Genomic DNA, 25,126 nt, shown 5'->3' with positions numbered 1-25,126 from the left:
GAAATATAGGCTAGAGGTGTAAAAAAATGAAGGCAATATACATTACTGGTTTCATGGGGTCGGGCAAAACGACGGTAGGAATGATGCTGGGGGAACTTACCGGGCTGCCTGTTTATGATACAGACCAAGAGGTTGAAAGATCCGAAGGAAAAAGTATTTCAGACTTATTTGCGGAAAAAGGAGAAGCTTATTTTCGGCAAAAAGAGACTGAGATATTAAAAACACTTCCAATAACAGATTGCATCATAACTGTTGGCGGCGGCACGGTGTTAAATGAGGAGAACAGGGAATGGATGAATGAGAAAGGAACAACTGTATATCTTGCCTGTGATCTTGATGAGATAGAAAGACGGCTTGTAACAGATACGGCAAGGCCGTTAATCGCCGGTAATAAAAAAATTCAGATCAAGCAGCTTTATCAGGAACGGCTTCCCATTTATACTCTCGCATCTGTGACTATTTCAACCACATCCAAACCAGCAGAAGAGGTATGCAGAGAGATTCTCGAGTGTATAAATTAGACTGGATAGGGCATACTGATAAACGGGTGGTATGCAAATGTCTACAAACGATCTTGTAAAATATGTAACGCAGCAGCTTATTATATTCTACGATCAGCCAAAGGAACAGAGAAGAAGTAAGCGGATAGAGAGGAAGCAGACTAAGTCGTCTCTTTCTTATAATTGGTTTGGGTTTATCCCATTATCCCTTTCCATGCTGTTTAAGAAGAATCAAAAATTCTAAGAAGAGAGCAGCCCTAGGTATGTATCAGGGGCTGCTTGTTTTTGTAATTGTGTTCTTGCTCTTGCTCTTCCCGCTGCTGCCAGACAGACCTAGTGAACAGCAAAGCGGTATTCACTGCTGCAGTCCCTCATTTCTGTCGGCTTAAGGGCATATAGAAAGCTCTTATATAGCTGCTTCACTCAAATAAAACAGCCCTCCGTTTATCACCTTTATGGAGATTCTGGGTTCATATTGTTCCCGGAGTGCTTCTTTTTCCGTTTCATAACTTTCACCTTTGTCTTGGTCTTGATAGAAGTTTTCCAGCAATTCAAGATCATTGTTCCATCTTGTAAATGCCTCTTCTGCCCAGGAGTGGTCTTCAAAGGACAAACTTGTCCGGATATGGGTATCAAGCCTTGCAATCCCGCTTTTCGGCATAATCAGCGGGGAAAGTGTGTAGGAATAATCAGGAATTTTGGGTGTAACTGAAAGTGACAGCACTTGATCATGAAATGCTTCATGAATTTGGCCGGAAATAAGATTAAGGCCAAGTGATAGAAAAATATCTTTTTTTCTGTTGCATTGAAACGAAACTTTTACATTTAAACCCAGCCATGGGAATAAGGGATTCTGCTGTGAGCTGCTCTTGCAATCCTCAAAGAGCCGGATATAACTTGAAAGCTGTTTAGTCGTTTCGAAAATTTGATGCAGTCTAGGAGATCCAAAGTGAATGAATTCTCCTTTAATATCATCAGGAGCCTGTTCAGGATCGGTTATAATAGTGAGTTTGGCCGGATTAGGTTCACCGCCTGTTTTTTCAAGATAATGCCAGTAAAATGGCCGGTTCATTAACAGCTTATCCTGGTCTATGGTTAACTGAACAACAAAATAGCCTGGATGGGTTTCCACGATTTCACAGTCATTGGATTCGAAATACTGAATTAAAAATTTATGAATTTCCGCTTGCTGCATTCATTTCACCCTTTTTAATATCCTGGGCAAAAGAAATCATAGAAGAAAGATTCTCCATTTTGATTCTCATTTCACCCTCGGTTTTAGAATGTCCTACCACATCTATCAAATAATCCTCAATTTTTCCAATATCGAGTTTAGTTAATATATCATCCAGTTCTCCGACCACTCGTTCAAACAGCTGGATTTTGTCATAAAGCAGCTTTAGGATATGCTCTTCAACGGTATTCCTCGTGGCGAAGTTATAAATCATCACATCGTGCTCCTGGCCGAGCCTGTGAACACGCCCGATCCGCTGTTCCAGCCTCATAGGGTTCCAAGGAAGGTCAAAGTTAATTAAATGATGGCAGAATTGAAGATTGATACCTTCTCCGCCTGCTTCTGTCGCGATAAGTACCTGAAATTGCTTTTCAAATAAATCCTTCATCCAATCCTTTTTCCCGCGTTTAAATCCGCCCCGGAAAGGAACAGAGCTGATTCCGTTTGTTTTCAAAAACCATTGCAGATACATCTGGGTGGCTCTATATTCAGTAAAGATGATAACCTTATCCTCTATTTTTTTTATAAGCTCTAGAGCTTTTTCGGCTTTCGAATTTTGTTCAATAGAATCTATGAGGGCATATATAGGCTTTAATTTAGTCTCATAAAAAGCATCAGGATCTTCAGTTTTCTGCAGCATTTTTTTGAGTGTGTAATAAACCGACTCCCGGCTTGAGCATGCTTCCCTTTGAAGAGTAAGCGTTGAAAAAGCGCTGCCGATGGATTCGTTTCCATATGGTTTGAAAGCCGAAACAGCTTCGTATAAGGCACGTTCCTGTTCTGTAAATTCAATCAAAACCGTTTCCACATGGCGCTTTGTCCATTCAATGCCTGTATCTGCTCTCCGGTTTCTGATCATTACTTTGTTTACAAGTTCTTTAAGACGCTTATCTTCATTTAAGTCCCGCTTTTTACCCTTGAACCTTTCGGCAAATAAAGAAGCGTTTCCTAAGTGCCCGGGCTTCAATAAGGATACTAAGTGAAAAATCTCATCTACCCTGTTCTGAATAGGCGTTGCCGTAAGCAGAAGGCAAAATTTTTTCTTAAGGCTTTGTACAAATTCATAGTTTTTTGTTTTATTATTTTTTAACTTATGAGCCTCATCCACAATAATAAGGTCGTACTGCTGTTCAAAAATAATATCTCGGTGGGGCTGCTTCTTTGCCGTGTCTATTGACGAGATCACAACATCATATGCTTCCCAAACATAGCTTTTCCTTTGTGCAACGGCTGGAATATGAAATTTGCTGTTTAATTCATAAGCCCATTGAGAAACAAGAGAGGCTGGGACTAGAATTAGTACTTTTTTGACTAATCCCCGAATCATATATTCTTTAAGAATTAAACCAGCCTCGATGGTTTTTCCCAAGCCTACCTCGTCGCCTAATATAGCTTTGCCATGCATATTTTCAACAACTTCTCTTGCGGCTTCAAGCTGATGGGGAAGGGGCTTAAGCTGCGGTAAATGCTTAGGAGCCTGAAGACCCTCAAATTCTGGTACTACGAGATGCTTTTCCACTTCAACTGCCAGCTTATAAAGCTCCCAATTTGCCCAGGGACCGTCCGACTCGATTTTATCCAATAATCCTTCTTCCCATTGGGAATCAAAATCTACGTGGATTTTCATAATCTTGACCTCCTCGAAAGTCAAATGTTCGTATTTTTGATAAAAAATCGATATTTTATGTTTTTTTTGAGAATGAAAAAGTTGTAATGACGAACTATATTTAATTTTTTTATATTTGAAAGCGGTTTTTTGCTTTATTTCTAGAAAAAATATATTGCAAAAATATAAATTATAATGATAGGATGAAACTAGCTTTCAAAGTTTTTAAATTTATCATACTTTTCACTTATAATTAATCTTTGTATTAGTATGGCCATAAATGAATTTAATATAAGCGAATGAAGGCAAGGGGAGAGACTGTTAAGAAACAGCGCCGAAGGAGCAAGCTTTTTAGGAAGTGAATCTCTCAGGCAAAAGAACTCTTGCTGGACGCGGCTCTGGAGAGTGTTTAAGCATCTTGCTTAAACCACCAAAGGGGAAAGCCCATAAAAGGGTAAACTTTCAGGTAACAGGACAGGGAAAATGACGTTATAAAACGGCATTTCCCTGTCTTTTTTTGCGAATAGGAAGGTACAATCCTAACGCATAAGGAAAACAGCCGAATTTTGCTTTCATCCTAGTGGACTTAATAAAATTCTAGTTCTTCTAATACCTGGCTTTGGAAGCTGGTAATCATTCGCTTTTAGGGGGTAATATTTTGTCTGAGTTAAAGAGAACGCCATTATACGAGGTATATGCGGAATACGGAGCAAAAACGATTGACTTTGGAGGCTGGGACCTGCCTGTACAATTCTCAAGTATTAAAGAAGAACATGAAGCGGTCAGAAAGAATGCAGGATTATTCGATGTTTCTCATATGGGAGAAATTGAAGTGAAAGGCCCTGAAAGTCTGTCATTTTTGCAGAAAATGATGACAAATGATGTTTCTAAACTTAAAAACGGCGGTGCTCAATATACGGCCATGTGCTATGAAAATGGCGGTACAGTCGATGACCTGATCGTTTACAAAAAAGCAGATGACGATTACCTGCTGGTTGTGAATGCAGCAAACATACAAAAAGATTACGAATGGTTAGAAAAGAATTTAACTGAAAACTGTGAACTACATAATATATCAAATAAAATAGCCCAGCTCGCTTTACAGGGCCCGAAGGCTGAAGAAGTGCTGCAGAAGCTTGCGCCAAACGAGTCCTTAAAAGAAATCGGATTCTTCAAATTTAAGGCTGACGTGGAGCTTACCGGTATACCTGCTCTTGTTTCGAGAACTGGCTATACAGGAGAAGATGGCTTTGAAATTTATTGCAGCAGCGATAAGGCTACTAAACTCTGGAAAGAAATCCTTGAGGCTGGGAAAGAAGAGGGAGTGCTTCCAATTGGCCTAGGCGCCCGTGATACCCTTCGATTTGAAGCGAATCTAGCGCTGTACGGACAGGAGCTTTCTCCTGATATAACTCCTATTGAAGCCGGGATTGGCTTTGCTGTAAATATCAATAAAACCGAGGATTTTATCGGGAAATCTGTTCTAAAAGAACAAAAAGAAAATGGGGCGCCCCGCAAATTAGCTGGTATTGAGATGATAGACCGAGGCATTCCGCGCCATGGGTACCCGGTATATGCAGATGGAGAATTAATTGGCGAAGTTACGACAGGAACTCAATCGCCGACACTTAAGAAAAATATAGGCTTAGCTCTGCTGAAAAAAGAATTCTCAGAGCTTGAAACTGAAGTTGAGGTTGAAATACGCTCGAAGCGTCTAAAAGCGAGAGTTGTGGCGACACCATTTTATAAAAGACCAAAAAACTAAGAGGGAAGGGGAATTAACCATGAAGCATCGTTACTTACCGATGACAGAACAAGATAAAGAACAAATGCTTAATACAATCGGTGTGGGGTCTATAGATGAATTATTCCAGGATATTCCTGAAAGTGTCCGCTTTAAAGGCGAGTACAACATTAGAGCTGCTGCACCAGAATCAACCTTGTTGAAAGAATTAACAAGACTTGCTGCCAAAAATGCTGATCTGAAGCAAAATACTTCCTTTTTAGGTGCTGGTGTATATGACCATTACATTCCAACGATAGTGGATCATGTTATATCCCGCTCAGAATTCTATACGGCTTACACTCCATATCAGCCTGAAATTTCCCAGGGAGAGCTGCAGGCGATATTTGAATTTCAAACCATGATTTGTGAACTGACAGGAATGGATGTTGCGAACTCTTCGATGTATGACGGAGGAACAGCATTAGCTGAGGCTGCTATGCTAAGTGCCGGCCAGACCCGCCGCAAAAAAATCTTAATCTCAGCTGCTGTACATCCTGAAACTAGAGATGTTGTCAAAACGTATGCCAAAGGACAATATATTGAAGTTATTGAAATCCCATATGCGGACGGAATTACGGATATTAACGCTCTTAAGGAGCTTGCAGGTGATGACATCGCAGGCGTAGTGGTACAATATCCAAACTTTTTTGGAAGAATTGAACCTTTAAAAGAAATTGAAGAAATCGTCCATACACATAAATCGATGTTTATTGTGTCCAGCAATCCGGTTGCACTTGGATCATTAACACCTCCAGGGAAATTTGGAGCCGATATCGTAGCCGGGGACGCACAGCCATTTGGAATTCCGACGGCATTTGGCGGACCGCATTGTGGATATTTTGCAGTTACTAATAAGCTCGTTCGTAAAGTTCCGGGCCGCTTAGTTGGCCAGACCGTAGACGAGAACGGCAAAAGAGGTTTTGTTCTTACACTTCAGGCCCGGGAACAGCATATCCGCCGTGACAAAGCTACATCCAACATCTGTTCTAACCAGGCACTGAACGCGCTGGCTGCTTCTGTTGCCATGACGGCGCTTGGAAAAAAGGGTGTAAAAGAAATGTCAGCAAGAAATATCCAAAAGGCACACTATGCTAAAACTCAGCTTAAACAGAGCGGGGTTGAAGTGGTTTTTGACGGGCCGGCTTTCAATGAATTTGTCATTAAGCTTAAGAAGCCTGTGAGTGAGATTAATCATGGCCTTATTCAAAAAGGGATTATCGGCGGCTACGACTTAGGCAGAAGCTATCCTGAGCTTGAAAATCATATGCTGATTGCTGTGACTGAATTAAGAACAAAAGAAGAAATTGATACTTTTGTGAAAGAATTGGGGGATGGCGCATGACAAACCATGAGCAAGACCAACCATTAATTTTTGAACTTAGCACACCGGGCAGAATAGGATACAGCCTGCCGGATTTAGAAATAGAGGAAATAAGCCTGGACAGCATCGTGCCAAGCGAATACCTAAGAGGCGAAGAGGCGGAGCTTCCAGAAGTATCTGAGCTTGATATTATGCGCCATTATACAGCTCTATCAAGAAGAAACCATGGGGTGGATTCCGGTTTTTATCCGCTCGGTTCCTGCACCATGAAATATAATCCAAAAATTAACGAAGCAGTTGCCCGTTTTAACGGTTTTGCCCATATTCACCCGCTACAGGATGAAAGTACGGTCCAGGGTGCACTAGAGCTTATGTATGATCTTCAAGAGCACCTGATTGAGATTACCGGCATGGATGAAGTAACCCTTCAGCCTGCAGCCGGTGCCCACGGAGAATGGACAGGACTAATGATGATCCGTGCTTTCCATGAAGCGAATGGCGATACAGAAAGAACAAAAGTCATTGTTCCTGACTCTGCTCACGGTACCAACCCAGCATCTGCAACTGTCGCCGGGTTCGAAACGATTACCGTTAAATCAAATGAAAACGGCCTGGTTGACCTTGAGGATCTTAAACGTGTGGTAGGAACAGATACGGCGGCTTTAATGCTTACTAATCCAAACACACTTGGCTTGTTTGAAGAAAACATTCTGGAAATAGCACAAATCGTCCATGAAGCCGGCGGAAAGCTTTATTATGACGGCGCCAACCTTAACGCTGTTCTATCCAAGGCTCGTCCTGGAGACATGGGCTTTGATGTTGTACATTTAAACCTTCATAAAACATTTACCGGCCCTCACGGCGGCGGAGGTCCTGGATCAGGTCCTGTAGGTGTTAAAGAAGACTTAATTCCTTTCCTTCCTGCTCCGATTGTAACTAAAAAGGAAGGGGCTTTTACGCTCGATTACGACCGCCCGCAGACAATTGGAAGAGTAAAGCCTTATTACGGCAACTTTGGAATAAATGTAAGGGCTTATACGTATATTCGCACCATGGGTCCTGACGGTTTAAAGGCAGTCACAGAATATGCTGTATTAAATGCAAATTATATGATGAGACGTTTATCTTCATATTATGATCTGCCATTTGACAGACACTGTAAGCATGAATTCGTGCTAAGCGGAAAGCGCCAAAAGAAGCTGGGCGTCCGTACATTAGATATAGCAAAAAGATTGCTTGATTTTGGCTACCATCCGCCAACCATTTACTTCCCATTGAATGTAGAGGAATGTATTATGATTGAGCCGACAGAAACAGAGTCGAAGGAAACTCTTGATGCCTTTACCGATGCCATGATCCAGATTGCTAAGGAAGCTGAGGAAAATCCTGAAATCGTACAGGAAGCACCGCATACCACCGTAATTAAGCGGCTGGATGAAACACTTGCTGCCCGCAAGCCTGTGCTGCGATATAAAAATGAATCATAATAAGTGTCATTAGTAGAACGGGAGCTCAGGTCAGCAATCAGCCGTCAGACTGTAGGCAAACTCGATGAAATTCGAGCTTGCCTGCAGTCTTTTTTATTTGGCCTATCCCGGGGTCTGTTGATTTCCGTTCCAGGCGCTTCGCTTTCCACTCCAATCAACCGGTTTGTAATTAGTCTGGAATGTTACGGAAGTTATTTTAAAATTAATACGATTGAGGTGACGAGAATGCTTTCCAGACGGCTGCCCTTTCCTATCCCATTTGCTCAGGAAGGACAGGAGTTTGAAGAGGAATCGACCATCTGCGTCACCTCAAGAATGTAATCCAATCTATGCGAAACGCAAGGAAACGGTCGAACGCTTATTCGCAGTTGCAAAAGAAAAGCATGGCATGCGTTGGACAACGTTAAGGGGACTTAAAAAATAGTCGATTCTGGCGATGCTTACTTTCGTTTCACTGAGATTGCAGGCTAAATAGACTCTATTGCAGCATTCTTGATTCTTATAAGTGGTCCAGGCGTAGTGTTCTTGATTGCCCGGTGGCTTAAAAGAAAATCCTCTGACAGGCGGCCTGTCAGAGGATTTGTATCATTATGCTTTCGTTTTAATCTTGCCGCCCCAACGCTTAAAGCCGCCTTTTAAATGGCTGAGGTCTTTGTATCCTTTTCGGGAAAGCAGCTGTGCTGCACGCCCGCTTCTAATTCCGCTTTGGCAATAAAGGTACACAGGTTTGTCCGGACGTATCTCTTTCAAACGCATCTTCATCTGGGTCATTGGAATGTTTCTGGCACCAAGGACGTGGCCTGCTTCATATTCATTCGGCTCACGTACATCGATCAGCTGCGCTTTTCGATAACCAGAGATAAACTCTTCCTGAGTTAACGTTTTTAATATACGTCTTTGGTTCAGCCACATTATTAATGTATAGATAATAAAGGCACCTAAAATAACCAGTAACACATATATAGTAGACAATATTCAAACCCCCTTTTACACTGAAAGTTCCAGCAATTTTAATTATATAATTGATAGACTCAAGAATCAAAACTATTTTTGGCAGGATGTTTTCAAGTGGTAAAATAAAACTTCTACCCTGAGCGAGGTATGGCCAAATATATGTCGTTCAGCCGAATTAAGAATAAATTAAAATCCCCATCAACAATTTAAAAACCCCCATAAAAATTTGTAATTCCCCATATGTTCATATAAATAACGTCACAATTTAGCCTTCGGTCAAATAGCTCGCTTTTTCGACAACCCGAGTGCGCTTTTTCCGCATCGTCTGCCCGGTTGGGATCATACCAATTCCATTTTATCTCATCCCTGTGCGGCCATTTTACATTAGGCTGCCTATCAATGATTCCAGCCATGATTTCACCCGCATTTCTCTTTTGGACTCTGTAACCGATTAACTCACGAAGTCAACAACTAATTATGGGTGAGTATAGATGTGCTCTGAGAGAGTCTATCTAAAAAATAAATATATTTTTTTGAAGTTTATTTATTGACTGAGCTGGAATTTCAAAGATATCAAGGGATTCAGGAAATATTAATAAAAGCAAACGGTAAAACGGTTTAAAAACCGCCAAAAAATGATATAAATCAGCATTATTCTCACTATTCCGCATGATTTTTACTAGATTATTGGTTTGACAAATTTGTCGCTTTTTGAACAAAACACTATATATAGTGTGTCGAAAATTTAAGAAGACCTATATATTGATTAAAACGGTTTGTGTGTGATAGATTTAGGGTACACCAATTGAAACGGCGTAATTTGTCGCTTTTTCTATAATGTTTTTGAAGGAGAGATCGCTTTGTCTGTTGTATTAAATCATACTATGAAGCTGAATATTGAAAGATTAAACCAGGACATCAGTATATTTCCACAAGTACACCCGATTACTGGGGATATGAAGCTTACACATAAAGGTGTTTCCAAATTAGTAATGCTTGACCGTTATTCTTTTAAAGATACGGCTAAGGTTACTTTGACGCAGGGTGATTTCGTAGTATTAACCATTAAGGAAGATCCGAAGTTTCCGGCACGCGGCCTCGGTTATATTGTAGATATTGATTGGGAAAAGAAAAAGGCGAAGGTGCTGGTTGAAGAGGAGTTCCGCGGTGTACTTGATAAGCCTGAAGAAGTTGAAACCGGGATCGTTAACCGCTCGCTAGATGTCATCGAAAAACCATTAGAAGTTTTTTATGAGCAGATTGCGAAACGAAATGCAACAGGACTGGCGTCGGTAGAGAAAACAGAAGAAAAGCGAAAAGAATGGTTTGAGAAATTTTATCAAGAGCTTGTTTCTCTTAACTTTATTCCAGCTGGACGGGTGCTTTACGGAGCTGGCGCTGACACGGATGTAACCTATTTTAACTGCTATGTAATGCCATTTGTTCAGGATTCTCGAGAAGGAATCTCTGAACACCGTAAGCAGGTTATGGAAATCATGAGCCGCGGAGGCGGTGTGGGTACAAACGGGTCTACTCTCCGCCCTAGGAACACACTGGCAAGAGGAGTGAATGGTAAATCATCAGGTTCTGTATCCTGGCTGGATGACATTGCAAAGCTTACACACCTTGTTGAGCAGGGCGGATCAAGACGCGGGGCACAAATGATTATGCTTATAGATTCCCATCCTGATATTGTCGAATTTATCATTTCAAAAATGCAGAATCCACGGATCCTGAGATTCTTAATTGAAAATACAACGGATGAAACGATTAAGCAGTATGCAAGTGAAAAACTTAAATTTACGCCTTTCACTGAATCCGAAGACGCTATGTACCAGGGAATCGTTAATTATAAAAACATGCCTGGCCTGGGCGGATTTAACGAAAAAATAATTAAGGATGCTGAAGCAAAACTTCGTACGGGCGGTACTTACAGCGTTCATAATTCTGAATTCCTGACAGGCGCAAATATTTCCGTCTGCTTAACAAAGGAATTTATGGCAGCTGTAGAAAATGACGAAATGTATGACCTTCGTTTCCCTGATGTGGAAAGCTATGACAAAGAGGAAATGGAAGTATATAACCGTGAATGGCACAAGGTTGGGGATGTCAGGGAATGGGAAAAACTCGGACACAAGGTTCGTGTTTACCGCTCGATTAAAGCGAAGGAGCTTTGGAACCTAATTAATGTTTGTGCAACTTATAGTGCTGAACCAGGTATCTTCTTTATTGATAACGCTAATGACATGACAAATGCCAAAGCTTACGGTCAGCAGGTAGTGGCAACAAACCCATGTGGAGAGCAGCCGCTTGCTCCTTTTTCCGTCTGCAACCTTGCAGCAGTAAATCTTGCTGAAATGGCGGATAAGGATAACAAATCCGTAAATTTTGAAAAACTTAAAAAGACAGTTGAAGTTGGAGTGCGGATGCAGGATAACGTAATCGATGCAACTCCATACTTCCTGGAAGAAAATAAAAAGCAGGCCCTCGGGGAGCGCCGTGTTGGACTTGGAGTAATGGGTCTGCATGATCTATTGATTTACTGCGAGACAGAATACGGCTCAGAGGAAGGCAATCTTTTGGTAGACAAAGTCTTTGAAACCATCGCTGAAACAGCTTATCGAACTTCTGTAGAACTTTCCGCTGAAAAAGGAAGCTTCCCATTTCTGATTGGCGAGACAGAACAAGAAACAGCTGAACTGCGTAATCGGTTTATAAATACAGGGTACATGCAGAAAATGCCTGAAGATATTAGAGAAAACATCTTAGAAAACGGAATCCGGAACTCTCACTTATTAACTGTTGCTCCAACTGGAAGCACGGGTACCATGGTCGGGGTCTCTACAGGATTAGAACCTTACTTCTCCTTCACATATTACCGAAGCGGACGTTTAGGCAAATTTATTGAAGTAAAAGCGGATATTGTTCAGGAGTACCTGGATAAGCATCCTGAGGTTGATCCAAATGAACTGCCAGAATGGTTTATCTCTGCTATGGAGTTAGCACCTGACGCTCATGCTGATGTTCAGTGCATTATTCAGCGCTGGATCGACAGTTCTATAAGCAAAACCGTTAATGCCCCTAGAGGATATACTGTAGAGCAGGTTGAAAAGGTATATGAGCGTTTATATAAAGGCGGCGCTAAAGGTGGAACCGTATATGTAGACGGAAGCCGCGAATCTCAGGTATTAACCTTGAAAGCAGAAGAAAACACGTTTGAAGAAGAAGACACTACAGTTCGAGAAGAGAGAAAGGTAGTGCTCGTTGACACAATTTCTCCTCTGCGCTCCACGGACGTAACCATCGGTTCAGAAGTAGGCAATACTTGTCCGGTCTGCCGAAAAGGGAAGGTTAAAGAAATGGGTGGCTGTAATACCTGCACAAACTGCGGCTCGCAGCTGAAATGCGGATTATAATTTTAAAAGATCAGTAATAATCTTTAATAGATACTTAAAAGAAGAGATGGCGACTATGTCATCTCTTTTTTGCGATTTTTATCTGCCATAACAAGGAAGTCATGTATTAGTATGAAAAGCAAATACTACGTAAGGATACCTAAATTTCACATAAAAGTGGTGAAGATCATGAAGCCTTTTGTTCCACAGCTTGTTTACATTGAGCCCAAGGCGCTGGAATATCCTCTCGGCAGGGAGCTTAAGAAGAAATTTGAAGATATGAATATTGAAATTAAAGAAACAACTTCACATAATCAGATAAGAAATTTGCCAGGCGAAAGTGATTTTCAGAAATACAGAGTGGCAAAATCCACACTGGTAGTCGGCGTGCGGAGAACTCTTAAGTTCGATACCTCTAAGCCATCCGCTGAGTATGCGATCCCGCTTGCGACAGGGTGCATGGGCCACTGCCATTATTGCTACCTCCAAACAACTCTTGGCAGTAAACCATATATAAGAGTCTATGTAAATACAGAAGAAATTTTTGAACAGGCTGCTAAATATATGGAAGAAAGAAAGCCGGAGATCACGAGGTTTGAAGCTGCTTGTACCTCTGATATTGTTGGCGTTGACCATTTGACACATTCGCTCAAAAGAGCCATCGAATTCTTTGGGGAACAGGAATATGGTGCCCTGCGTTTTGTCACAAAGTTTGAGCATGTGGATCATCTTCTGGATGCCAAACATAATGGAAAAACCCGCTTCCGGTTTAGTGTTAATTCACGTTATGTAATTAAGCATTTTGAGCCGGGAACATCTACATTTGAAGGCAGATTAGAAGCTGCCAGAAAAGTTGCGGATGCCGGTTATCCGCTTGGGTTTATTGTTGCTCCTATTTATCGGCATGAAAATTGGGAAGAAGGGTATCGTGAGCTCTTTGAAAGGCTGTATACCTCTCTTCAGGGTGTGGATCTTTCAGATTTGACCTTTGAATTGATCCAGCATCGTTTTACATCTCCTGCCAAAAAGGTGATCCTGAAAAATTACCCGAAATCAAAACTTGAACTGGATGAAAGTAAAAGAAAATATAAATGGGGACGTTATGGGATCGGAAAATATGTGTATAAAAATGAAGAAGCTAAGGAATTAGAAGATACGATTCGAGGATATATTGCAGAATTTTTTCCGCAATCACAAGTTCAATATTTTACCTGAGGAGAAGCCTTATGGCTCTCCTTTATTATTGATGTAAAACAAAAAAGGTCAGTCACTGTCTGTCAGGCTGGCACCGTCAGGCATAAGATGTATCAATATGTACATCAGGAGGACGGACAGATGCAGGTAGACGGTGTGTTTTCAGGAGGAGGCATCAGAGGGCTGGCATTTGTCGGAGCTTATGAAGCGCTTGAGCAAAGAGGGATTAAGTTTATTCGTATTGGAGGCACAAGTGCCGGCGCCATTATAGCTGCTTTTATAATGGCAGGATATTCAAGCAGTGAAATAAAGGACATGATGGAAGAAACGGATTTTCGCAAATTACTGGATGAAAGAAAGCTTTGGCTTCCCATTCCATTCGCAAAGTGGCTCCTTTTGTATAAGCGGATGGGCCTATATAAAGGGGATGCGCTGGAGAATTGGATTGAGTCAAAACTTGCACAGAAGGGCATTCATTCATTTTCTGACTGGCCGCCGCAGGCATTCAGAGTAATTGCTTCCGATTTAAGCAATGCAAAGCTGATGGTACTGCCGGATGACCTGCAGCATTACGGAATCGACCCAAGGGCTTTTTCAGTTGCTAAGGCGGTGCGTATGAGCTGCAGTATTCCTTATTTTTTTGAACCGGTAAAACTTAAAATTGGGAAGAAGAAGAATCTTATAGTTGATGGCGGTGTTCTAAGCAACTTTCCTATGTGGCTGTTTGATTCTGAAAATGTTAAAAAAGTAAGGCCTGTATTAGGGCTGAAAATTTCCTCAGATCAATATCTCGGGGAGCCAAAGGAAATTGGAAATGCTTTTGAGTTATTTGGAGGATTATTTGAAACGATGAAAGATGCACATGATTCGAGATATATTTCAAGAAAATTAACTCCCAACATTTTATTTATCCCTTCGAAGGGTGCAGGGGCAACAGAGTTCCATCTGACAGAGGAGAAGAAACGGGAGTTAATAGAGTGGGGGAGAACGTATACAGAAGCCTTTTTAAAGCGATGGTCTTATTAACGCGAAAAAAAAATCACGCATTAAAATAATGCGCGATTTTTCTTTTTGCCTTTTTTGCCTTCAATAACGGTTAAGTGGATATCTGACCGACTTTTGTTTCTGGCCTTTTTTAGGTTTTTGGCGAGAGAAAAGCTCTGGACATTATCCGCTTTCCCTTTTGCGGCATCACGGGTTTTTACACGTTTCTTTGAGTCGCGGGCAGCTTTCATGAATGAACGTTCATGTTTCGCATTAGGCTTACTTCTTGTTAATCGTTTTACAGCAAAGATGACAATCCCTATAGTTAAGGCTAATATTACTGCGTTTTTTATAAAGCCGGCTGGATCAGATAATAAATTGCCTAACAAGCCGATTGCCCCTAGGAAGATTATTCCAAAAATTAAGAATGATACTGGACGATTCAACAAAGCCACCTCCTTAAGAGCATCTTTCGCATCTTTAATAAAGTTTAAACTTCTATATATCGTAAAGTTCCCGTTTGCAAAAATTATATTCTTATATATTTCTTACACAATCTCCTCTGAAGTTAAACCTTCTGCCGCTCCTTTTTCCATTTTCAGTAACTCATTAAAAGAATGAATGGCTACCTCTACCTGATCATCTGTAGGTTCTTTGGTGGTTAATAATTGAAGCCAAAGGCCAGGATATCCCAAGTATTTTAAAACCGGAATGTCTCTTACCTTATTTGTGATTTGAAGAACTTCAAATGAAATTCCTAAGACAACTGGAATCAGGGCGAGCCGGTCTACAACTCTCAGCCACAAAGGAGTAGTCGGCACGAGCATATAAACAAAAACGCCAATTATCACGGTAAATAAGATAAAACTGCTTCCACACCGATAATGGAGTCTTGATGCTGCCTGCACATTCTCAATAGTAAGCTCTTTATTCTGCTCAAAGGCATTAATCACTTTATGCTCAGCCCCGTGATACTGAAACACTCTTCTTATCAATGGAGTTAATGACACAGCATATATATATCCCAGCAAAAGGATGAGTTTGAAGAATCCTTCTAACAGCACCTGGCTGAAGTCACTTTCAAATATCGGCTTAAACATAACAGCTAAAAAGACTGGAACTAAAGTAAAAATAAACTTTCCAAATAAAAAGGAAATCACTCCGACTGCTGCTATTCCGAGAGTCATAGCAAGCTTTGACGTTTCTTCTTTGATTTGATCATCTTCATCAGGATTGCGTTCAAAACGTTCAGATGAATAATTTAAATGTTTAGAGCCGATGCCGCTGGCTTCGATTATGGCTGCTATACCTCTCAAAAAGGGGATCTTCTTAAGAGCGGCCAGAAAAGGCTTCGTTTTCTTTGGAACTTTAAAATATTCTATAGAAGAATCATTTCTTCGAATGGCAGTTACTGTGTAATGTTTACCGCCAAACATGACTCCTTCTATCACTGCCTGCCCGCCGTATACGGGCTTTTGATTTCCTGACATATTTCCACCAGCCTGTATTGTAATTTCCTTAGCTTTAGTTGGGATCAAGGATAAATAGTTACCTGATGCGAACAATAAAATACAGGTTAACGAATATTTTATAAAGCTAATAAGATATAATCCTATTTTACAGAAAAAATGCTAAAACCACTAGATGATTTATTTTATTATCTAAGGAGAGTACCCACATGCTGATTTGTGGTGCTCTGTTATTTAGGATGGTAAGAAAATTCTAAATTATGTTAGAATGTTTGTATTAGATCAAGATGATATATCCAATAATCTAAGACCACGGCCAGCCAGGGAGAGTGCGATGGAAAAGATTTTACTAATCAACGGTCCTAATTTAAACAGACTTGGTAAACGGGAACCAGAAAAGTATGGAAACACATCATTATCCGAGCTTGAGGAGAGCTTCAACGCTTTTGCTCTAGAGAATAATGCTGAAACAGTGTGCTTTCAGTCTAATTACGAGGGAGCAATCATAGATGCCATTCACAATGCTGAAGATACAGATGTACAGGGGATAATAATCAATCCTGGCGCATATACACATTACAGCTATGCCATCCGCGATGCCATCGCAGGTATTACGAAGCCCGTTATCGAAGTTCATATTACAAATGTCCATGCAAGGGAAGAATTTAGGCATGTTTCTGTCACAGCTCCCGTTACATGCGGACAAATAGTAGGATTAGGTATTCAAGGCTATAATCTAGCATTAAAGGCTCTGTTACATATAATCAGGGGAGGAAGCTAATTGGAAAAATTAGACCGCATACGCAGGGAATTAGAGAAAAAAGAAGTAGATGGAATTCTTATTACAAGTACATATAACCGCAGATATATGACTAATTTTACTGGCTCTGCAGGAGTTGTGATTGTTTCAAAAACCGAAGCCAAATTTATAACCGATTTCCGGTATGTTGAACAGGCTGGAGAACAGGCTCAAGGATACGAGGTTGTCCAGCATAAAGGAGTTATTCCTGAAGAAGTAGCAGCCCAGGCCAAACTAATGGGAATAACGAAACTCGGGTTTGAACAGGATCATCTTACCTTCTCTGCCTACCATACATATAAACAAGCCTTTGGCGGGGAGCTTGTTCCATTAAGCGGTGTCGTTGAAAATTTGCGCTTGATTAAGACACCATCTGAGATTAAGATATTAAAGGATGCAGCGAATATTGCAGATTTAGCTTTTAAACATATTATAGAATTTATCCGGCCGGGCTTAACCGAGCTGGAGGTTTCCAATGAACTTGAATTTTTCATGAGAAAGCAAGGTGCAGCGTCGTCTTCATTTGATATTATAGTTGCTTCCGGAGCCCGTTCCGCGCTGCCTCATGGTGTGGCTACCAGCAAAGTAATTGAAAAAGGAGATTTTGTTACTTTGGATTATGGGGCATACTTTAATGGGTATGTATCAGATATAACGCGTACAATTGCGGTTGGAGAACCAGCTCAGGAGCTTAAGGACATTTATAATATTGTGCTGGAAGCTCAATTAAGAGGCATGGCTGGCATCAAGCCGGGGATGACCGGTAAAGAAGCAGATGCTCTCACAAGAAACCTGATTGCTGAAAAAGGATATGGCGAATTTTTTGGCCACTCAACCGGACATGGAATTGGTCTGGAAGTACACGAAGGCCCAGCCCTTTCTGTTAAATCGGACCTCATTCTTGAACCAGGCATGGTTGTCACTGTAGAGCCGGGCATTTATGTAGCGGGCCTTGGCGGAGTTCGTATTGAAGACGATGCCTTAATCACGGTTGAAGGAAATGAATCCCTGACTCATTCAACTAAAGAACTTATTATTTTGTAAACTATTAGGAGGTACATACATGATTTCAGTAAATGATTTTCGTACAGGATTAACGATTGAAGTAGACGGAGGAATTTGGACAGTTATCGAATTCCAGCACGTTAAACCAGGTAAAGGTGCAGCGTTTGTTCGTTCTAAGCTGCGTAACCTGCGTACAGGAGCTATCCAGGAAAAAACATTCCGTGCAGGTGAAAAAGTAAGCAAAGCCCATATTGAAAACCGCAAAATGCAATACCTATATGCATCGGGAGACAGCCACGTATTCATGGATAATGAATCTTACGAGCAAATCGAGCTTCCAGCAAACCAGATTGAACGCGAGCTTAAATTCCTTAAAGAGAATATGGAAGTGTACATCATGACATTCCAGAGTGAAACGCTTGGTGTTGAGCTTCCAAATACGGTAACGTTAGAAGTAACTGACACAGAACCAGGAATCAAAGGCGATACGGCATCTGGCGGAACTAAACCGGCAACTGTAGAAACAGGATTAGTCGTTCAAGTACCATTCTTTGTTAATATTGGTGACAAACTAATTATCAATACAACCGACGGCAGCTATGTATCCCGCGGATAATCATCAGAAACAGCTCATTCATTGAATGAGCTGTTTTTTTGCGGGTTATAGAATGCTATTCAGCAGCATAAGTTTATTATGCTAAACAGGACTCTTGGGACAGGCTTAAACTCAAGGGAGGAAGCATAACCCTGGAAGAAAAGCCCAAGTCCCGAAAGTTCAGCGTACAATCAGCAGATTAAGCATATAAAAGAAAAACATGAGCATACATGTTTAAAACATAAGCATAAACTTCAGAATCAAAAGCATAAAATCCAGATACAAAAGCATAAAATCCTCACAGAAGGGCGAATTTCTAGTGCATGAGTATTGCTCCCTCCATAAACCTTTCTGATTCAGCAAAAAACAACTCATATTTATAAAACATCATCAAAATTCACAGAAAACAAGAATGTTTTGCTATAACAATCTACCTGTTACCCCCAAAAATATTCAAGCAACAAAATCTCCGTCTGCCCTCTTTCCTTCTTTTATAACAATCCAGCTTAAATATAAAACCTAGTAATAATGTGTACAAGCCCGCATACATATTAACTATGAGAAATGGCAATAGGAGGGTCAAAATGGATTCCGTCTTATCAATTTTGCCAAGGAATATTGGGGAACAGCTGAAAGTTTTACCGCCGGCACTTCAAGACAGCATGGAAGAGATTAGAATACGAATTGCGAGGCCGCTCGAAGTCATTGCTGGAGGAGTGCCTTACTTCTTACCTTACTTAGTTTCCAATGAGGATTCTTTTCAGCTCTTGAATGCCTTAAGCCAATTTTCTTTATATACGATTGAAGAAGAGCTCAGGCGGGGTTACGTCACAATTGAAGGCGGACATAGGGTGGGTCTGGCTGGAAAGGTAGTCCTTGAGAATAGCAGTGTAAAAGCCATTCGTGATATTTCTTCCTACAATATCCGGATTGCCAGGCAGAAAATCGGAGCCGCAGAAAGTCTGGTTCCTTACCTATTTGATGGAAATTGGAAGCATACCCTTTTAATAGGAGCGCCTCAGACCGGAAAAACCACTCTGCTAAGAGATATAGCAAGAATTGTGTCTACTGGAATCGATTCAAAAGGCATCGTTTCCCGTAAAGTCGGGATAGTGGACGAGCGATCTGAAATAGCGGGATGTGTCAGGGGAATCCCTCAGCTTGAGCTGGGTCCCCGCGTGGATATTCTTGACAGCTGTCCTAAAGCAGAAGGAATGATGATGTTAATCCGGTCTATGTCTCCAGATGTCCTGGTTGTTGATGAAATAGGAAGAAGAGAGGATACTGAAGCGGTTTTAGAAGCGGCAAATGCCGGGATTAAACTGATTATCACTACCCACGGAAATTCTCTCGAGGAAATCAATAAAAGGCCAATTATCCAAAAAATACTGGATCAGCATATTTTTGAACGATTCATTGAGATAACACGAGGCGCAAATCCGGGGACGATCTCCACGATTCGTGATGCTGCCGGCAAAAAAATCCGCCTAGAGGCTGGGGCTGCCCATGCTTAAAGTGATAGGTGCCGCTTTTATATTGTTAGCTACTACCTGGTCTGGATTTGAAATATCGAGAGGGTTTACAGAAAGACCGAGACAGTTAAGACAGCTCAGATCCTCTCTTCAAGCGCTCGAGGCTGAAATTATGTACGGGCAAACTCCTCTTAAGGACGCTTCTATTAAACTTTCAAAGCAGCTTCCAAAACCGCTGTCCTGGTTCTTTGAAGCATTCGCCGGTAAGATCGAAAACAATGAAACAACCGTAAGAGAGGCGTGGGAGGCGAGTTTACAGGAGGTCTGGAAGTGGCTTTCCTTAAAGCAGGGAGAATATGAAATTCTTGTCCAGTTTGGTGAAACGCTCGGAAAGCACGACAGAATGAGCCAGCAGAAACAAATCATTTTAACCTTAACCCATCTGGAACGCGAAGAAAAAGAGGCGCTCGACCGCCAGACCAAATATGAAAAAATGATAAAAAGTCTGGGTTTTTTATCCGGATTGCTGCTGATTATCTTACTCTTGTAAAACCATAAGGGAGAGAAAAATAATGGGAATAGACGTGGATTTGATCTTTAAAATAGCCGGAGTTGGGATTATCGTTGCTTTTCTTCATACCGTATTGGATCAGGTGGGCAAAAAGGAATATGCACAATGGGTAACCCTTGTTGGCTTTATTTTTATTTTATTTATGGTGGCGTCCGTTATGGATGATTTGTTTCAGAAGATAAAGTCTGTTTTTTTATTTGAGGGATAAGGGGGAGATTGCTATTGAGATTCTTAAAATAGTTGGTATTTCCTTAATAGCTACCTTTCTTGCATTAGTTATAAAAGAACAAAAACCTAACTTCGCCTTTCTATTAGTGGTTTTTGTTGGCTGTTCCATCTTTTTAATGCTGCTGGATCAAATCTCCCAAATCATTAACATGATTGAGAGAATTGCCGTGAAAGCCAATGTAAATATGGTGTACCTGGAAACCATCTTAAAGATTATCGGCATTGCTTATATCGCAGAATTTGCTTCCCAGATTACGAAGGATGCAGGCCAGGGGGCGATTGCTTCTAAAATTGAGCTTGGGGGAAAAATACTAATTTTAGCCATGGCCATCCCTATTTTAACTGTCATTATTGAAACCATTATAAAACTAATTCCCAGCTGACAATAGCAGCAGGTGAGGTGGATGATTCATGAAACAGTGCACACTTCTCTTCTTATTAGCAGTAATATTTATCTTTTATAGTGATCATCGAGCCTTTGCTGAAACGAACCAAGAAGAAACAATTAGTAAGGAAGAAATCGTTAATTCGCAGCTCGAAAACCTTGGAGTCAATGATCTTAAGGTGTTTTGGGACAAGGTTATCACCGATTATGGAGGATTTTTGCCTGAAAGCCAAAAAGGCAGTTTTTTTGATTTCGTGAGCGGGGAGAAAAAGTTTTCTTTTAATGAATGGATGAAGGGTTTAGCAAAGTTCATTTTTCATGAGCTCCTGGTGAACGGGAAACTCCTGGGCACTCTTGTTGTTCTTACTGTTCTAAGCATGTTTCTGCAGACTCTTCAATCAGCCTTTGAAAAAAGCTCAGTAAGCAAAGTGGCCTATGCCATCGTGTTCATGGTTTTAATTATCATAGCTCTGAACAGTTTTCATGTGGCGATCCAGTATACGAAAGAAACCGTGGGGATGATGATCTCTTTTCTGATGGCCCTCATACCGCTCCTCCTTGCCTTAATTGCAGCCTCCGGAGGAGTAGTCTCAGCGGCTTTCTTCCATCCGGTACTGGTTTTTTTAATGAATACGAGCGGCCTGCTCATTCAATATGTCGTACTGCCGCTTCTCCTATTATCTGCTATCTTAAGCATCGTCAGCACGTTAACCGAACAATACAAAGTGACCCAGCTTGCAACCCTCCTGCGAAATGGCAGCATATGGCTGATTGGAACGTTTATGACAATTTTTCTGGGAGTCATTTCAGTTCAAGGCGCTTCAACGGCGGTCGCAGATGGCATTACAATCCGCACTGCAAAGTTCATAACAGGTAATTTCATTCCCGTAGTAGGCCGGATGTTTTCCGATGCCACGGATACAGTCATGAGTGCCTCGGTTCTTTTAAAAAATACAGTTGGACTAGCAGGTGTTGTTGTGCTGCTGTTAATCTGTATTTTCCCGGCTCTGAAGATATTAATTGTGGCCTTTGTGTACAAACTTTCAGCGGCCATTCTTCAGCCTCTTGGCGGCGGGCCGGTCATCAGCTGTTTAAGTGTGATCAGCAAAAGCATGGTGTATATCTTCGCGGCACTGGCCATTGTATCCATTATGTTTTTCCTGAGCGTTACTGTGATCATTGCAGCAGGAAATGTAACTATGATGGTGAGGTGAGGAAACTATGCAATATTTAACAGCCTGGGTCACAAATATCATTCTTTTTATTTTATTAGCAACGGTCATTGACTTGCTCCTGCCAAATTCAACGATGCAAAAATACGCAAAGATGGTGATTGGCCTGCTGCTGATTGCAATTATCCTTTCTCCAATCTTAAAACTTTTTTCTACCGATTTTGAACAGGTGGTTTCAAAAGCTCTTCATACATCCCAGGAACAAAAAAATCTAGAAAATTTAATTCATGATAAGAAAAAAGAAATACAAGCCTCTCAGCAAGCATATATTTTAAAACAGATGGCTGTCCAACTCAAAACAGATGCAAAAGAGGAGCTGATGAATAAGTACCAGATGAATGTAGAAACAGTGGACCTAGAAGCTAAACAAGTGGACCAGCCTGAATTTCCTAAAGACATAAAAAGTATTCATCTAACATTGAAGCCTGCAGACGACACAGGCTCAGTGGAAACCGTAGCGCAAGTTAAGATCGACACAAGCACACCGAGGCCCAGCCAATACGCAGAAACAAAAGAAATAAAGAATTTCCTTGCAGCAAAATGGTCAATAGAAGAAGAAATTCTTTCTATTGAGCTAGAGGGAGGAGGAGTTAATAGTGAAAGATGACAAAAGTCCTTTTTCCCTGCTGGCTAAGCTTCTAAAGAAGGATAAAGGGCCCGGGAAGCCTTCCAAGCATGCATATGTACTAGCGGTTCTAGTAATAGGCGTCGGGTTTATGATAGCCAGCAGCTTTTTTACCAAATCAAATACCACCACAACGATGGGAGACACAATACAGGCTGGGAGCAGCCAGTCTAAGGAAGATGTAGCCGCATTTGGATTAAAAAAAGACACAGGAAAAAGGATGTTTACGGATTATGAAAGGCAATATGAAACGCTCCTAAAAGAGGCATTGGAAGATGTAGCTGGCATTGATGATGTAACAGTCATGGTTAATGTAGATTCATCGGAAAAAAAAGTGTATGAGAAAAACAAAGTAACACGTAAACAGGTGACAAATGAAGAAGATAGAGATGGCGGCAAACGCCAGGTGGAAGACAGTTCTGTTGATGAACAGCTTGTCTTTACCCGCGATGGGGAATCTGAGGTTCCTCTCGTTACCCAGACCCAGAAGCCGTCCATAAGAGGCGTCCTGATTGTCGCAAAAGGTGCAGATAATATTCAAGTGAAAAAATGGATTCGTGAAGCAGTGACAAGAGTATTGGATGTATCCAGCCACCGCGTTTCTGTATTGGCCAAGAAGTAGTCAAGCGATCAATGTGCTTTTCAAGCATTTCATATAAATAAGAAACTCTAAGGAGGATTATTCATGTTATTAAAAAAGCAAACTGTATGGTTATTAACAATGCTAAGCCTTGTTGTAGTACTATCCGTCTATTACATTACAACACCACAAAAGCCCGCTTCAGATATGGCAGTGACCGAGGAGAAAAAGAAAGAAAAGCCTGCAGCCAAAACAACAACATCATCTGATACAACTAAAAAAGAAAATGCTGACAGCGGGAAAGCAGTAACAGCCCCTGCCAATGACGAAGTCTTCGAAGCCATGCGTATGGAGCTTGAAGATGAACGCAACAAACAAAAAGAAGAACTGGCTGTAGCTATGACAGGGGACATCTCAGCAGAAGAAAAGAATGCAGCATATGAAAAAATCAACAGCCTCGATGACTTGGCTGTAAAAGAAGGCATGCTTGAATCTCTAATCGTTTCTATGAATTATGATGGGGCACTTGTAAGAATTAAAGGAAAAGAAGTACATGTACTAGTCAAATCCAAAAAACAATCCAGCACAGCAGCAAACGAAATCATGAATACCGTCAGCAAAGAACTAGGCACAGGCACAAACGTAGCCGTAGAATTCCAACCGGAGAAATAGAAAAGCGCAAAGCGGTCCGGAGCGATAGCGAATGAGCGGCCCGACCAGCATAAGACGAGCAGGCCGTGAGAAGTGATTTTTCTACTCATGGACTGAGCGGCTTATGACTCGAGGGCCGCAGCTTGGAGCTGGACAAATAGAAAAGCGGAAAGCGGTCCGGAGCGATAGCGAAGGAGCGGCCCGACCAGCATAAGACGGGCAGGCCGTGAGAAGCGATCTTCTACTCATGGACTGATCGGCTTATGACTCGAGGGCCGCAGCTTGGAGCTGGACAAATAGAAAAGCGCAGAACTTTGCTTTTCCATAAGATATATATCACAAAGGCTAGGCTCATTGCTTAGCCTATTTTATTTATGCACATACTAATGAAAAGCAGAGAACGGTGCATTTCTAAAACTATATATTAAGAAAGCTATTCGTGTAGCTTGGCTTTCTTAATTTTTTTCACATACTAGTAAAAGGCAGCCATCCGACCAGCATAAGACAGGCAGGCCGTGAGAAGCGATCTTCCTTCTCATGCACTGATCGGCTTATGACTCGAGCGCCGCAGCTTGAAGCTGGACAAAGAAAAGCAGAGAACGGTGCTTTTCCAAAGGATATATATCTAAAAGGCGAGGCTCATTGCTTAGCCTATTTTATTTATTCACAAACTAATGAAAAGCAGACACCTGAAAGGCATAAGAAAAGTGGCAGCGAAAGGCCGCTCTTGCCTTTTGATGGCGTTTAGCTTATGACCGAAGGTGTCAGTTCGGAGCTGGACAAAGAAAAGCAGAGAACGGTGCTTTTCCAAAGGATATATATCTAAAAGGCGAGGCTCATTGCTTAGCCTATTTTATTTATTCACAAACTAATGAAAAGCAGACACCTGAAAGGCATAAGAAAAGTGGCAGCGAAAGGCCGCTCTTGCCTTTTGATGGCGTTTAGCTTATGACCGAAGGTGTCAGTTCGGAGCTGGACAGATAGAAAAGCAGAGAACGGTGCATTTCTAAAAAATATCTATAAATAAGGCTTACCCAATAGCGTAGCTTTTTG

Annotated in this window: 25 protein-coding genes, 1 pseudogene and 2 riboswitches; of the genes and pseudogenes, 21 read left to right on the top strand and 5 right to left on the bottom strand. The window is 41.3% G+C overall.

Annotated features, from left to right (window positions below; translation table 11 throughout):
- The first annotated feature begins 26 nt into the window (after positions 1-26).
- Both JOC77_RS13075 and JOC77_RS13070 read left to right on the top strand, forming a co-directional pair.
- Positions 27-521, top strand: a complete 495-nt coding sequence (locus JOC77_RS13075) for a shikimate kinase (protein ID WP_204543984.1) — start codon at positions 27-29, stop codon at positions 519-521.
- 37 nt (positions 522-558) lie between these two features.
- Positions 559-744 carry a YqzE family protein gene (locus JOC77_RS13070; RefSeq protein WP_204543983.1) on the top strand — a complete coding sequence of 62 codons (186 nt, stop codon included), beginning with the start codon at positions 559-561 and terminating at the stop codon, positions 742-744.
- 162 nt (positions 745-906) lie between these two features.
- Here JOC77_RS13070 and JOC77_RS13065 read toward each other — a convergent pair whose 3' ends face one another.
- Entirely contained in the window at positions 907-1,695 is a 789-nt protein-coding gene (locus JOC77_RS13065) for a YqhG family protein (RefSeq protein WP_204543982.1), read from the bottom strand.
- Positions 1,673-3,361: a DEAD/DEAH box helicase gene (locus JOC77_RS13060; RefSeq protein ID WP_204543981.1), complete on the bottom strand. Its 1,689-nt coding sequence runs from the start codon at positions 3,359-3,361 to the stop codon at positions 1,673-1,675. Before JOC77_RS13060 ends, JOC77_RS13065 begins: the two co-directional genes overlap by 23 nt.
- Positions 3,362-3,639: 278 nt before the next feature.
- A riboswitch (glycine riboswitch) is annotated at positions 3,640-3,733 on the top strand.
- A gap of 3 nt (positions 3,734-3,736) precedes the next feature.
- Positions 3,737-3,820, top strand: a riboswitch (glycine riboswitch).
- A gap of 178 nt (positions 3,821-3,998) precedes the next feature.
- Here JOC77_RS13060 and gcvT point away from each other — a divergent pair.
- From gcvT to JOC77_RS13035, 5 genes and pseudogenes are all read left to right on the top strand, one after another.
- Positions 3,999-5,105, top strand: a complete 1,107-nt coding sequence (gcvT, locus tag JOC77_RS13055; RefSeq protein ID WP_204543980.1) for a glycine cleavage system aminomethyltransferase GcvT — start codon at positions 3,999-4,001, stop codon at positions 5,103-5,105.
- 19 nt (positions 5,106-5,124) lie between these two features.
- Positions 5,125-6,468 (top strand): aminomethyl-transferring glycine dehydrogenase subunit GcvPA, encoded by a 1,344-nt coding sequence (gcvPA, locus tag JOC77_RS13050; RefSeq protein ID WP_204543979.1) that lies wholly within the window; start codon positions 5,125-5,127, stop codon positions 6,466-6,468.
- Complete coding sequence (gcvPB, locus tag JOC77_RS13045) at positions 6,465-7,934, top strand: aminomethyl-transferring glycine dehydrogenase subunit GcvPB (RefSeq protein ID WP_204543978.1); 1,470 nt, start codon at positions 6,465-6,467, stop codon at positions 7,932-7,934. Before gcvPA ends, gcvPB begins: the two co-directional genes overlap by 4 nt.
- 3 nt (positions 7,935-7,937) lie before the next feature.
- Entirely contained in the window at positions 7,938-8,255 is a 318-nt protein-coding gene (locus JOC77_RS13040; protein WP_204544027.1) for a hypothetical protein, read from the top strand.
- 4 nt (positions 8,256-8,259) lie between these two features.
- A pseudogene (locus JOC77_RS13035) lies at positions 8,260-8,355 on the top strand (transposase); the annotation flags it as partial.
- A 167-nt stretch (positions 8,356-8,522) separates the two neighbouring features.
- On the opposite strand, the gene JOC77_RS13030 reads toward JOC77_RS13035, so the two are convergent.
- Positions 8,523-8,846, bottom strand: coding sequence for a rhodanese-like domain-containing protein (locus JOC77_RS13030; RefSeq protein WP_377337298.1), 324 nt, complete (start codon positions 8,844-8,846; stop codon positions 8,523-8,525).
- A gap of 926 nt (positions 8,847-9,772) precedes the next feature.
- Between JOC77_RS13030 and JOC77_RS13025 the strand changes: the two genes are divergently transcribed.
- From JOC77_RS13025 to JOC77_RS13015, 3 genes are all read left to right on the top strand, one after another.
- The gene (locus tag JOC77_RS13025; protein WP_377337296.1) at positions 9,773-12,304 is read left to right on the top strand and encodes a vitamin B12-dependent ribonucleotide reductase; all 2,532 of its coding nucleotides are present in this window, start codon (positions 9,773-9,775) and stop codon (positions 12,302-12,304) included.
- A 168-nt stretch (positions 12,305-12,472) separates the two neighbouring features.
- Positions 12,473-13,498 carry a spore photoproduct lyase gene (gene splB, locus JOC77_RS13020; protein ID WP_204543975.1) on the top strand — a complete coding sequence of 342 codons (1,026 nt, stop codon included), beginning with the start codon at positions 12,473-12,475 and terminating at the stop codon, positions 13,496-13,498.
- A 120-nt stretch (positions 13,499-13,618) separates the two neighbouring features.
- On the top strand, positions 13,619-14,503 hold the full coding sequence (locus tag JOC77_RS13015) for a patatin-like phospholipase family protein (protein ID WP_204543974.1): 885 nt from the start codon (positions 13,619-13,621) through the stop codon (positions 14,501-14,503).
- Between the two features lie 20 nt (positions 14,504-14,523).
- Here the strand turns inward: JOC77_RS13015 and JOC77_RS13010 are convergent, their stop codons facing one another.
- Both JOC77_RS13010 and JOC77_RS13005 read right to left on the bottom strand, forming a co-directional pair.
- Complete coding sequence (locus JOC77_RS13010; RefSeq protein ID WP_204543973.1) at positions 14,524-14,907, bottom strand: SA1362 family protein; 384 nt, start codon at positions 14,905-14,907, stop codon at positions 14,524-14,526.
- Positions 14,908-15,009: 102 nt separating this feature from the next.
- On the bottom strand, positions 15,010-15,951 hold the full coding sequence (locus JOC77_RS13005; protein WP_204543972.1) for a DUF1385 domain-containing protein: 942 nt from the start codon (positions 15,949-15,951) through the stop codon (positions 15,010-15,012).
- 313 nt (positions 15,952-16,264) lie between these two features.
- Here JOC77_RS13005 and aroQ point away from each other — a divergent pair, with 313 nt between their 5' ends.
- The 11 genes from aroQ (at position 16,265) to JOC77_RS12950 (ending at position 24,094) form a co-directional block, all read left to right on the top strand.
- On the top strand, positions 16,265-16,711 hold the full coding sequence (aroQ, locus tag JOC77_RS13000) for a type II 3-dehydroquinate dehydratase (RefSeq protein WP_204543971.1): 447 nt from the start codon (positions 16,265-16,267) through the stop codon (positions 16,709-16,711).
- Complete coding sequence (locus JOC77_RS12995; protein WP_204543970.1) at positions 16,712-17,773, top strand: M24 family metallopeptidase; 1,062 nt, start codon at positions 16,712-16,714, stop codon at positions 17,771-17,773.
- Between the two features lie 19 nt (positions 17,774-17,792).
- The gene (efp, locus tag JOC77_RS12990; protein ID WP_204543969.1) at positions 17,793-18,350 is read left to right on the top strand and encodes an elongation factor P; all 558 of its coding nucleotides are present in this window, start codon (positions 17,793-17,795) and stop codon (positions 18,348-18,350) included.
- 563 nt (positions 18,351-18,913) lie between these two features.
- Positions 18,914-19,843 (top strand): stage III sporulation protein AA, encoded by a 930-nt coding sequence (gene spoIIIAA / locus JOC77_RS12985; RefSeq protein WP_204543968.1) that lies wholly within the window; start codon positions 18,914-18,916, stop codon positions 19,841-19,843.
- On the top strand, positions 19,836-20,351 hold the full coding sequence (gene spoIIIAB / locus JOC77_RS12980; RefSeq protein WP_204543967.1) for a stage III sporulation protein SpoIIIAB: 516 nt from the start codon (positions 19,836-19,838) through the stop codon (positions 20,349-20,351). The genes spoIIIAA and spoIIIAB overlap by 8 nt, the downstream gene beginning before the upstream one ends.
- Positions 20,352-20,373: 22 nt before the next feature.
- Positions 20,374-20,580 (top strand): stage III sporulation protein AC, encoded by a 207-nt coding sequence (gene spoIIIAC, locus JOC77_RS12975; protein ID WP_101643394.1) that lies wholly within the window; start codon positions 20,374-20,376, stop codon positions 20,578-20,580.
- A 7-nt stretch (positions 20,581-20,587) separates the two neighbouring features.
- Positions 20,588-20,983, top strand: a complete 396-nt coding sequence (spoIIIAD, locus tag JOC77_RS12970; RefSeq protein ID WP_204544025.1) for a stage III sporulation protein AD — start codon at positions 20,588-20,590, stop codon at positions 20,981-20,983.
- Between the two features lie 28 nt (positions 20,984-21,011).
- Entirely contained in the window at positions 21,012-22,199 is a 1,188-nt protein-coding gene (gene spoIIIAE, locus JOC77_RS12965) for a stage III sporulation protein AE (protein ID WP_204543966.1), read from the top strand.
- A 7-nt stretch (positions 22,200-22,206) separates the two neighbouring features.
- Complete coding sequence (gene spoIIIAF / locus JOC77_RS12960) at positions 22,207-22,824, top strand: stage III sporulation protein AF (RefSeq protein ID WP_204543965.1); 618 nt, start codon at positions 22,207-22,209, stop codon at positions 22,822-22,824.
- Positions 22,814-23,464, top strand: a complete 651-nt coding sequence (gene spoIIIAG / locus JOC77_RS12955) for a stage III sporulation protein AG (RefSeq protein WP_204543964.1) — start codon at positions 22,814-22,816, stop codon at positions 23,462-23,464. Before spoIIIAF ends, spoIIIAG begins: the two co-directional genes overlap by 11 nt.
- A gap of 63 nt (positions 23,465-23,527) precedes the next feature.
- The gene (locus JOC77_RS12950; RefSeq protein WP_204543963.1) at positions 23,528-24,094 is read left to right on the top strand and encodes a SpoIIIAH-like family protein; all 567 of its coding nucleotides are present in this window, start codon (positions 23,528-23,530) and stop codon (positions 24,092-24,094) included.
- Positions 24,095-25,126: the final 1,032 nt, after the last annotated feature.

The organism is Peribacillus deserti, assembly GCF_016909175.1.
GTDB classification, from domain to species: domain Bacteria; phylum Bacillota; class Bacilli; order Bacillales; family DSM-1321; genus Paraperibacillus; species Paraperibacillus deserti.
The sequence above is the reverse complement of the archived record's forward strand: the minus strand, read 5'-3'. Positions and strand labels throughout refer to the sequence as shown.

What these genes read in the sequence shown, in the direction of transcription:
- JOC77_RS13015 (WP_204543974.1), top strand. Translation starts at nt 13,619, where the DNA reads ATGCAGGTAGACGGTGTGTTTTCAGGAGGAGGCATCAGAGGGCTGGCA.
- spoIIIAA (WP_204543968.1), top strand. Translation starts at nt 18,914, where the DNA reads ATGGATTCCGTCTTATCAATTTTGCCAAGGAATATTGGGGAACAGCTG.
- JOC77_RS13075 (WP_204543984.1), top strand. Translation starts at nt 27, where the DNA reads ATGAAGGCAATATACATTACTGGTTTCATGGGGTCGGGCAAAACGACG.
- gcvPB (WP_204543978.1), top strand. Translation starts at nt 6,465, where the DNA reads ATGACAAACCATGAGCAAGACCAACCATTAATTTTTGAACTTAGCACA.
- JOC77_RS13030 (WP_377337298.1), bottom strand. Translation starts at nt 8,846, where the DNA reads ATGTGGCTGAACCAAAGACGTATATTAAAAACGTTAACTCAGGAAGAG.
- spoIIIAF (WP_204543965.1), top strand. Translation starts at nt 22,207, where the DNA reads ATGCAATATTTAACAGCCTGGGTCACAAATATCATTCTTTTTATTTTA.
- spoIIIAC (WP_101643394.1), top strand. Translation starts at nt 20,374, where the DNA reads ATGGGAATAGACGTGGATTTGATCTTTAAAATAGCCGGAGTTGGGATT.
- JOC77_RS13070 (WP_204543983.1), top strand. Translation starts at nt 559, where the DNA reads ATGTCTACAAACGATCTTGTAAAATATGTAACGCAGCAGCTTATTATA.
- efp (WP_204543969.1), top strand. Translation starts at nt 17,793, where the DNA reads ATGATTTCAGTAAATGATTTTCGTACAGGATTAACGATTGAAGTAGAC.
- spoIIIAE (WP_204543966.1), top strand. Translation starts at nt 21,012, where the DNA reads ATGAAACAGTGCACACTTCTCTTCTTATTAGCAGTAATATTTATCTTT.
- aroQ (WP_204543971.1), top strand. Translation starts at nt 16,265, where the DNA reads ATGGAAAAGATTTTACTAATCAACGGTCCTAATTTAAACAGACTTGGT.
- JOC77_RS12950 (WP_204543963.1), top strand. Translation starts at nt 23,528, where the DNA reads ATGTTATTAAAAAAGCAAACTGTATGGTTATTAACAATGCTAAGCCTT.
- spoIIIAB (WP_204543967.1), top strand. Translation starts at nt 19,836, where the DNA reads ATGCTTAAAGTGATAGGTGCCGCTTTTATATTGTTAGCTACTACCTGG.
- JOC77_RS13005 (WP_204543972.1), bottom strand. Translation starts at nt 15,951, where the DNA reads ATGTCAGGAAATCAAAAGCCCGTATACGGCGGGCAGGCAGTGATAGAA.
- JOC77_RS13025 (WP_377337296.1), top strand. Translation starts at nt 9,773, where the DNA reads ATGAAGCTGAATATTGAAAGATTAAACCAGGACATCAGTATATTTCCA.
- splB (WP_204543975.1), top strand. Translation starts at nt 12,473, where the DNA reads ATGAAGCCTTTTGTTCCACAGCTTGTTTACATTGAGCCCAAGGCGCTG.
- gcvPA (WP_204543979.1), top strand. Translation starts at nt 5,125, where the DNA reads ATGAAGCATCGTTACTTACCGATGACAGAACAAGATAAAGAACAAATG.
- JOC77_RS13065 (WP_204543982.1), bottom strand. Translation starts at nt 1,695, where the DNA reads ATGCAGCAAGCGGAAATTCATAAATTTTTAATTCAGTATTTCGAATCC.
- JOC77_RS13060 (WP_204543981.1), bottom strand. Translation starts at nt 3,361, where the DNA reads ATGAAAATCCACGTAGATTTTGATTCCCAATGGGAAGAAGGATTATTG.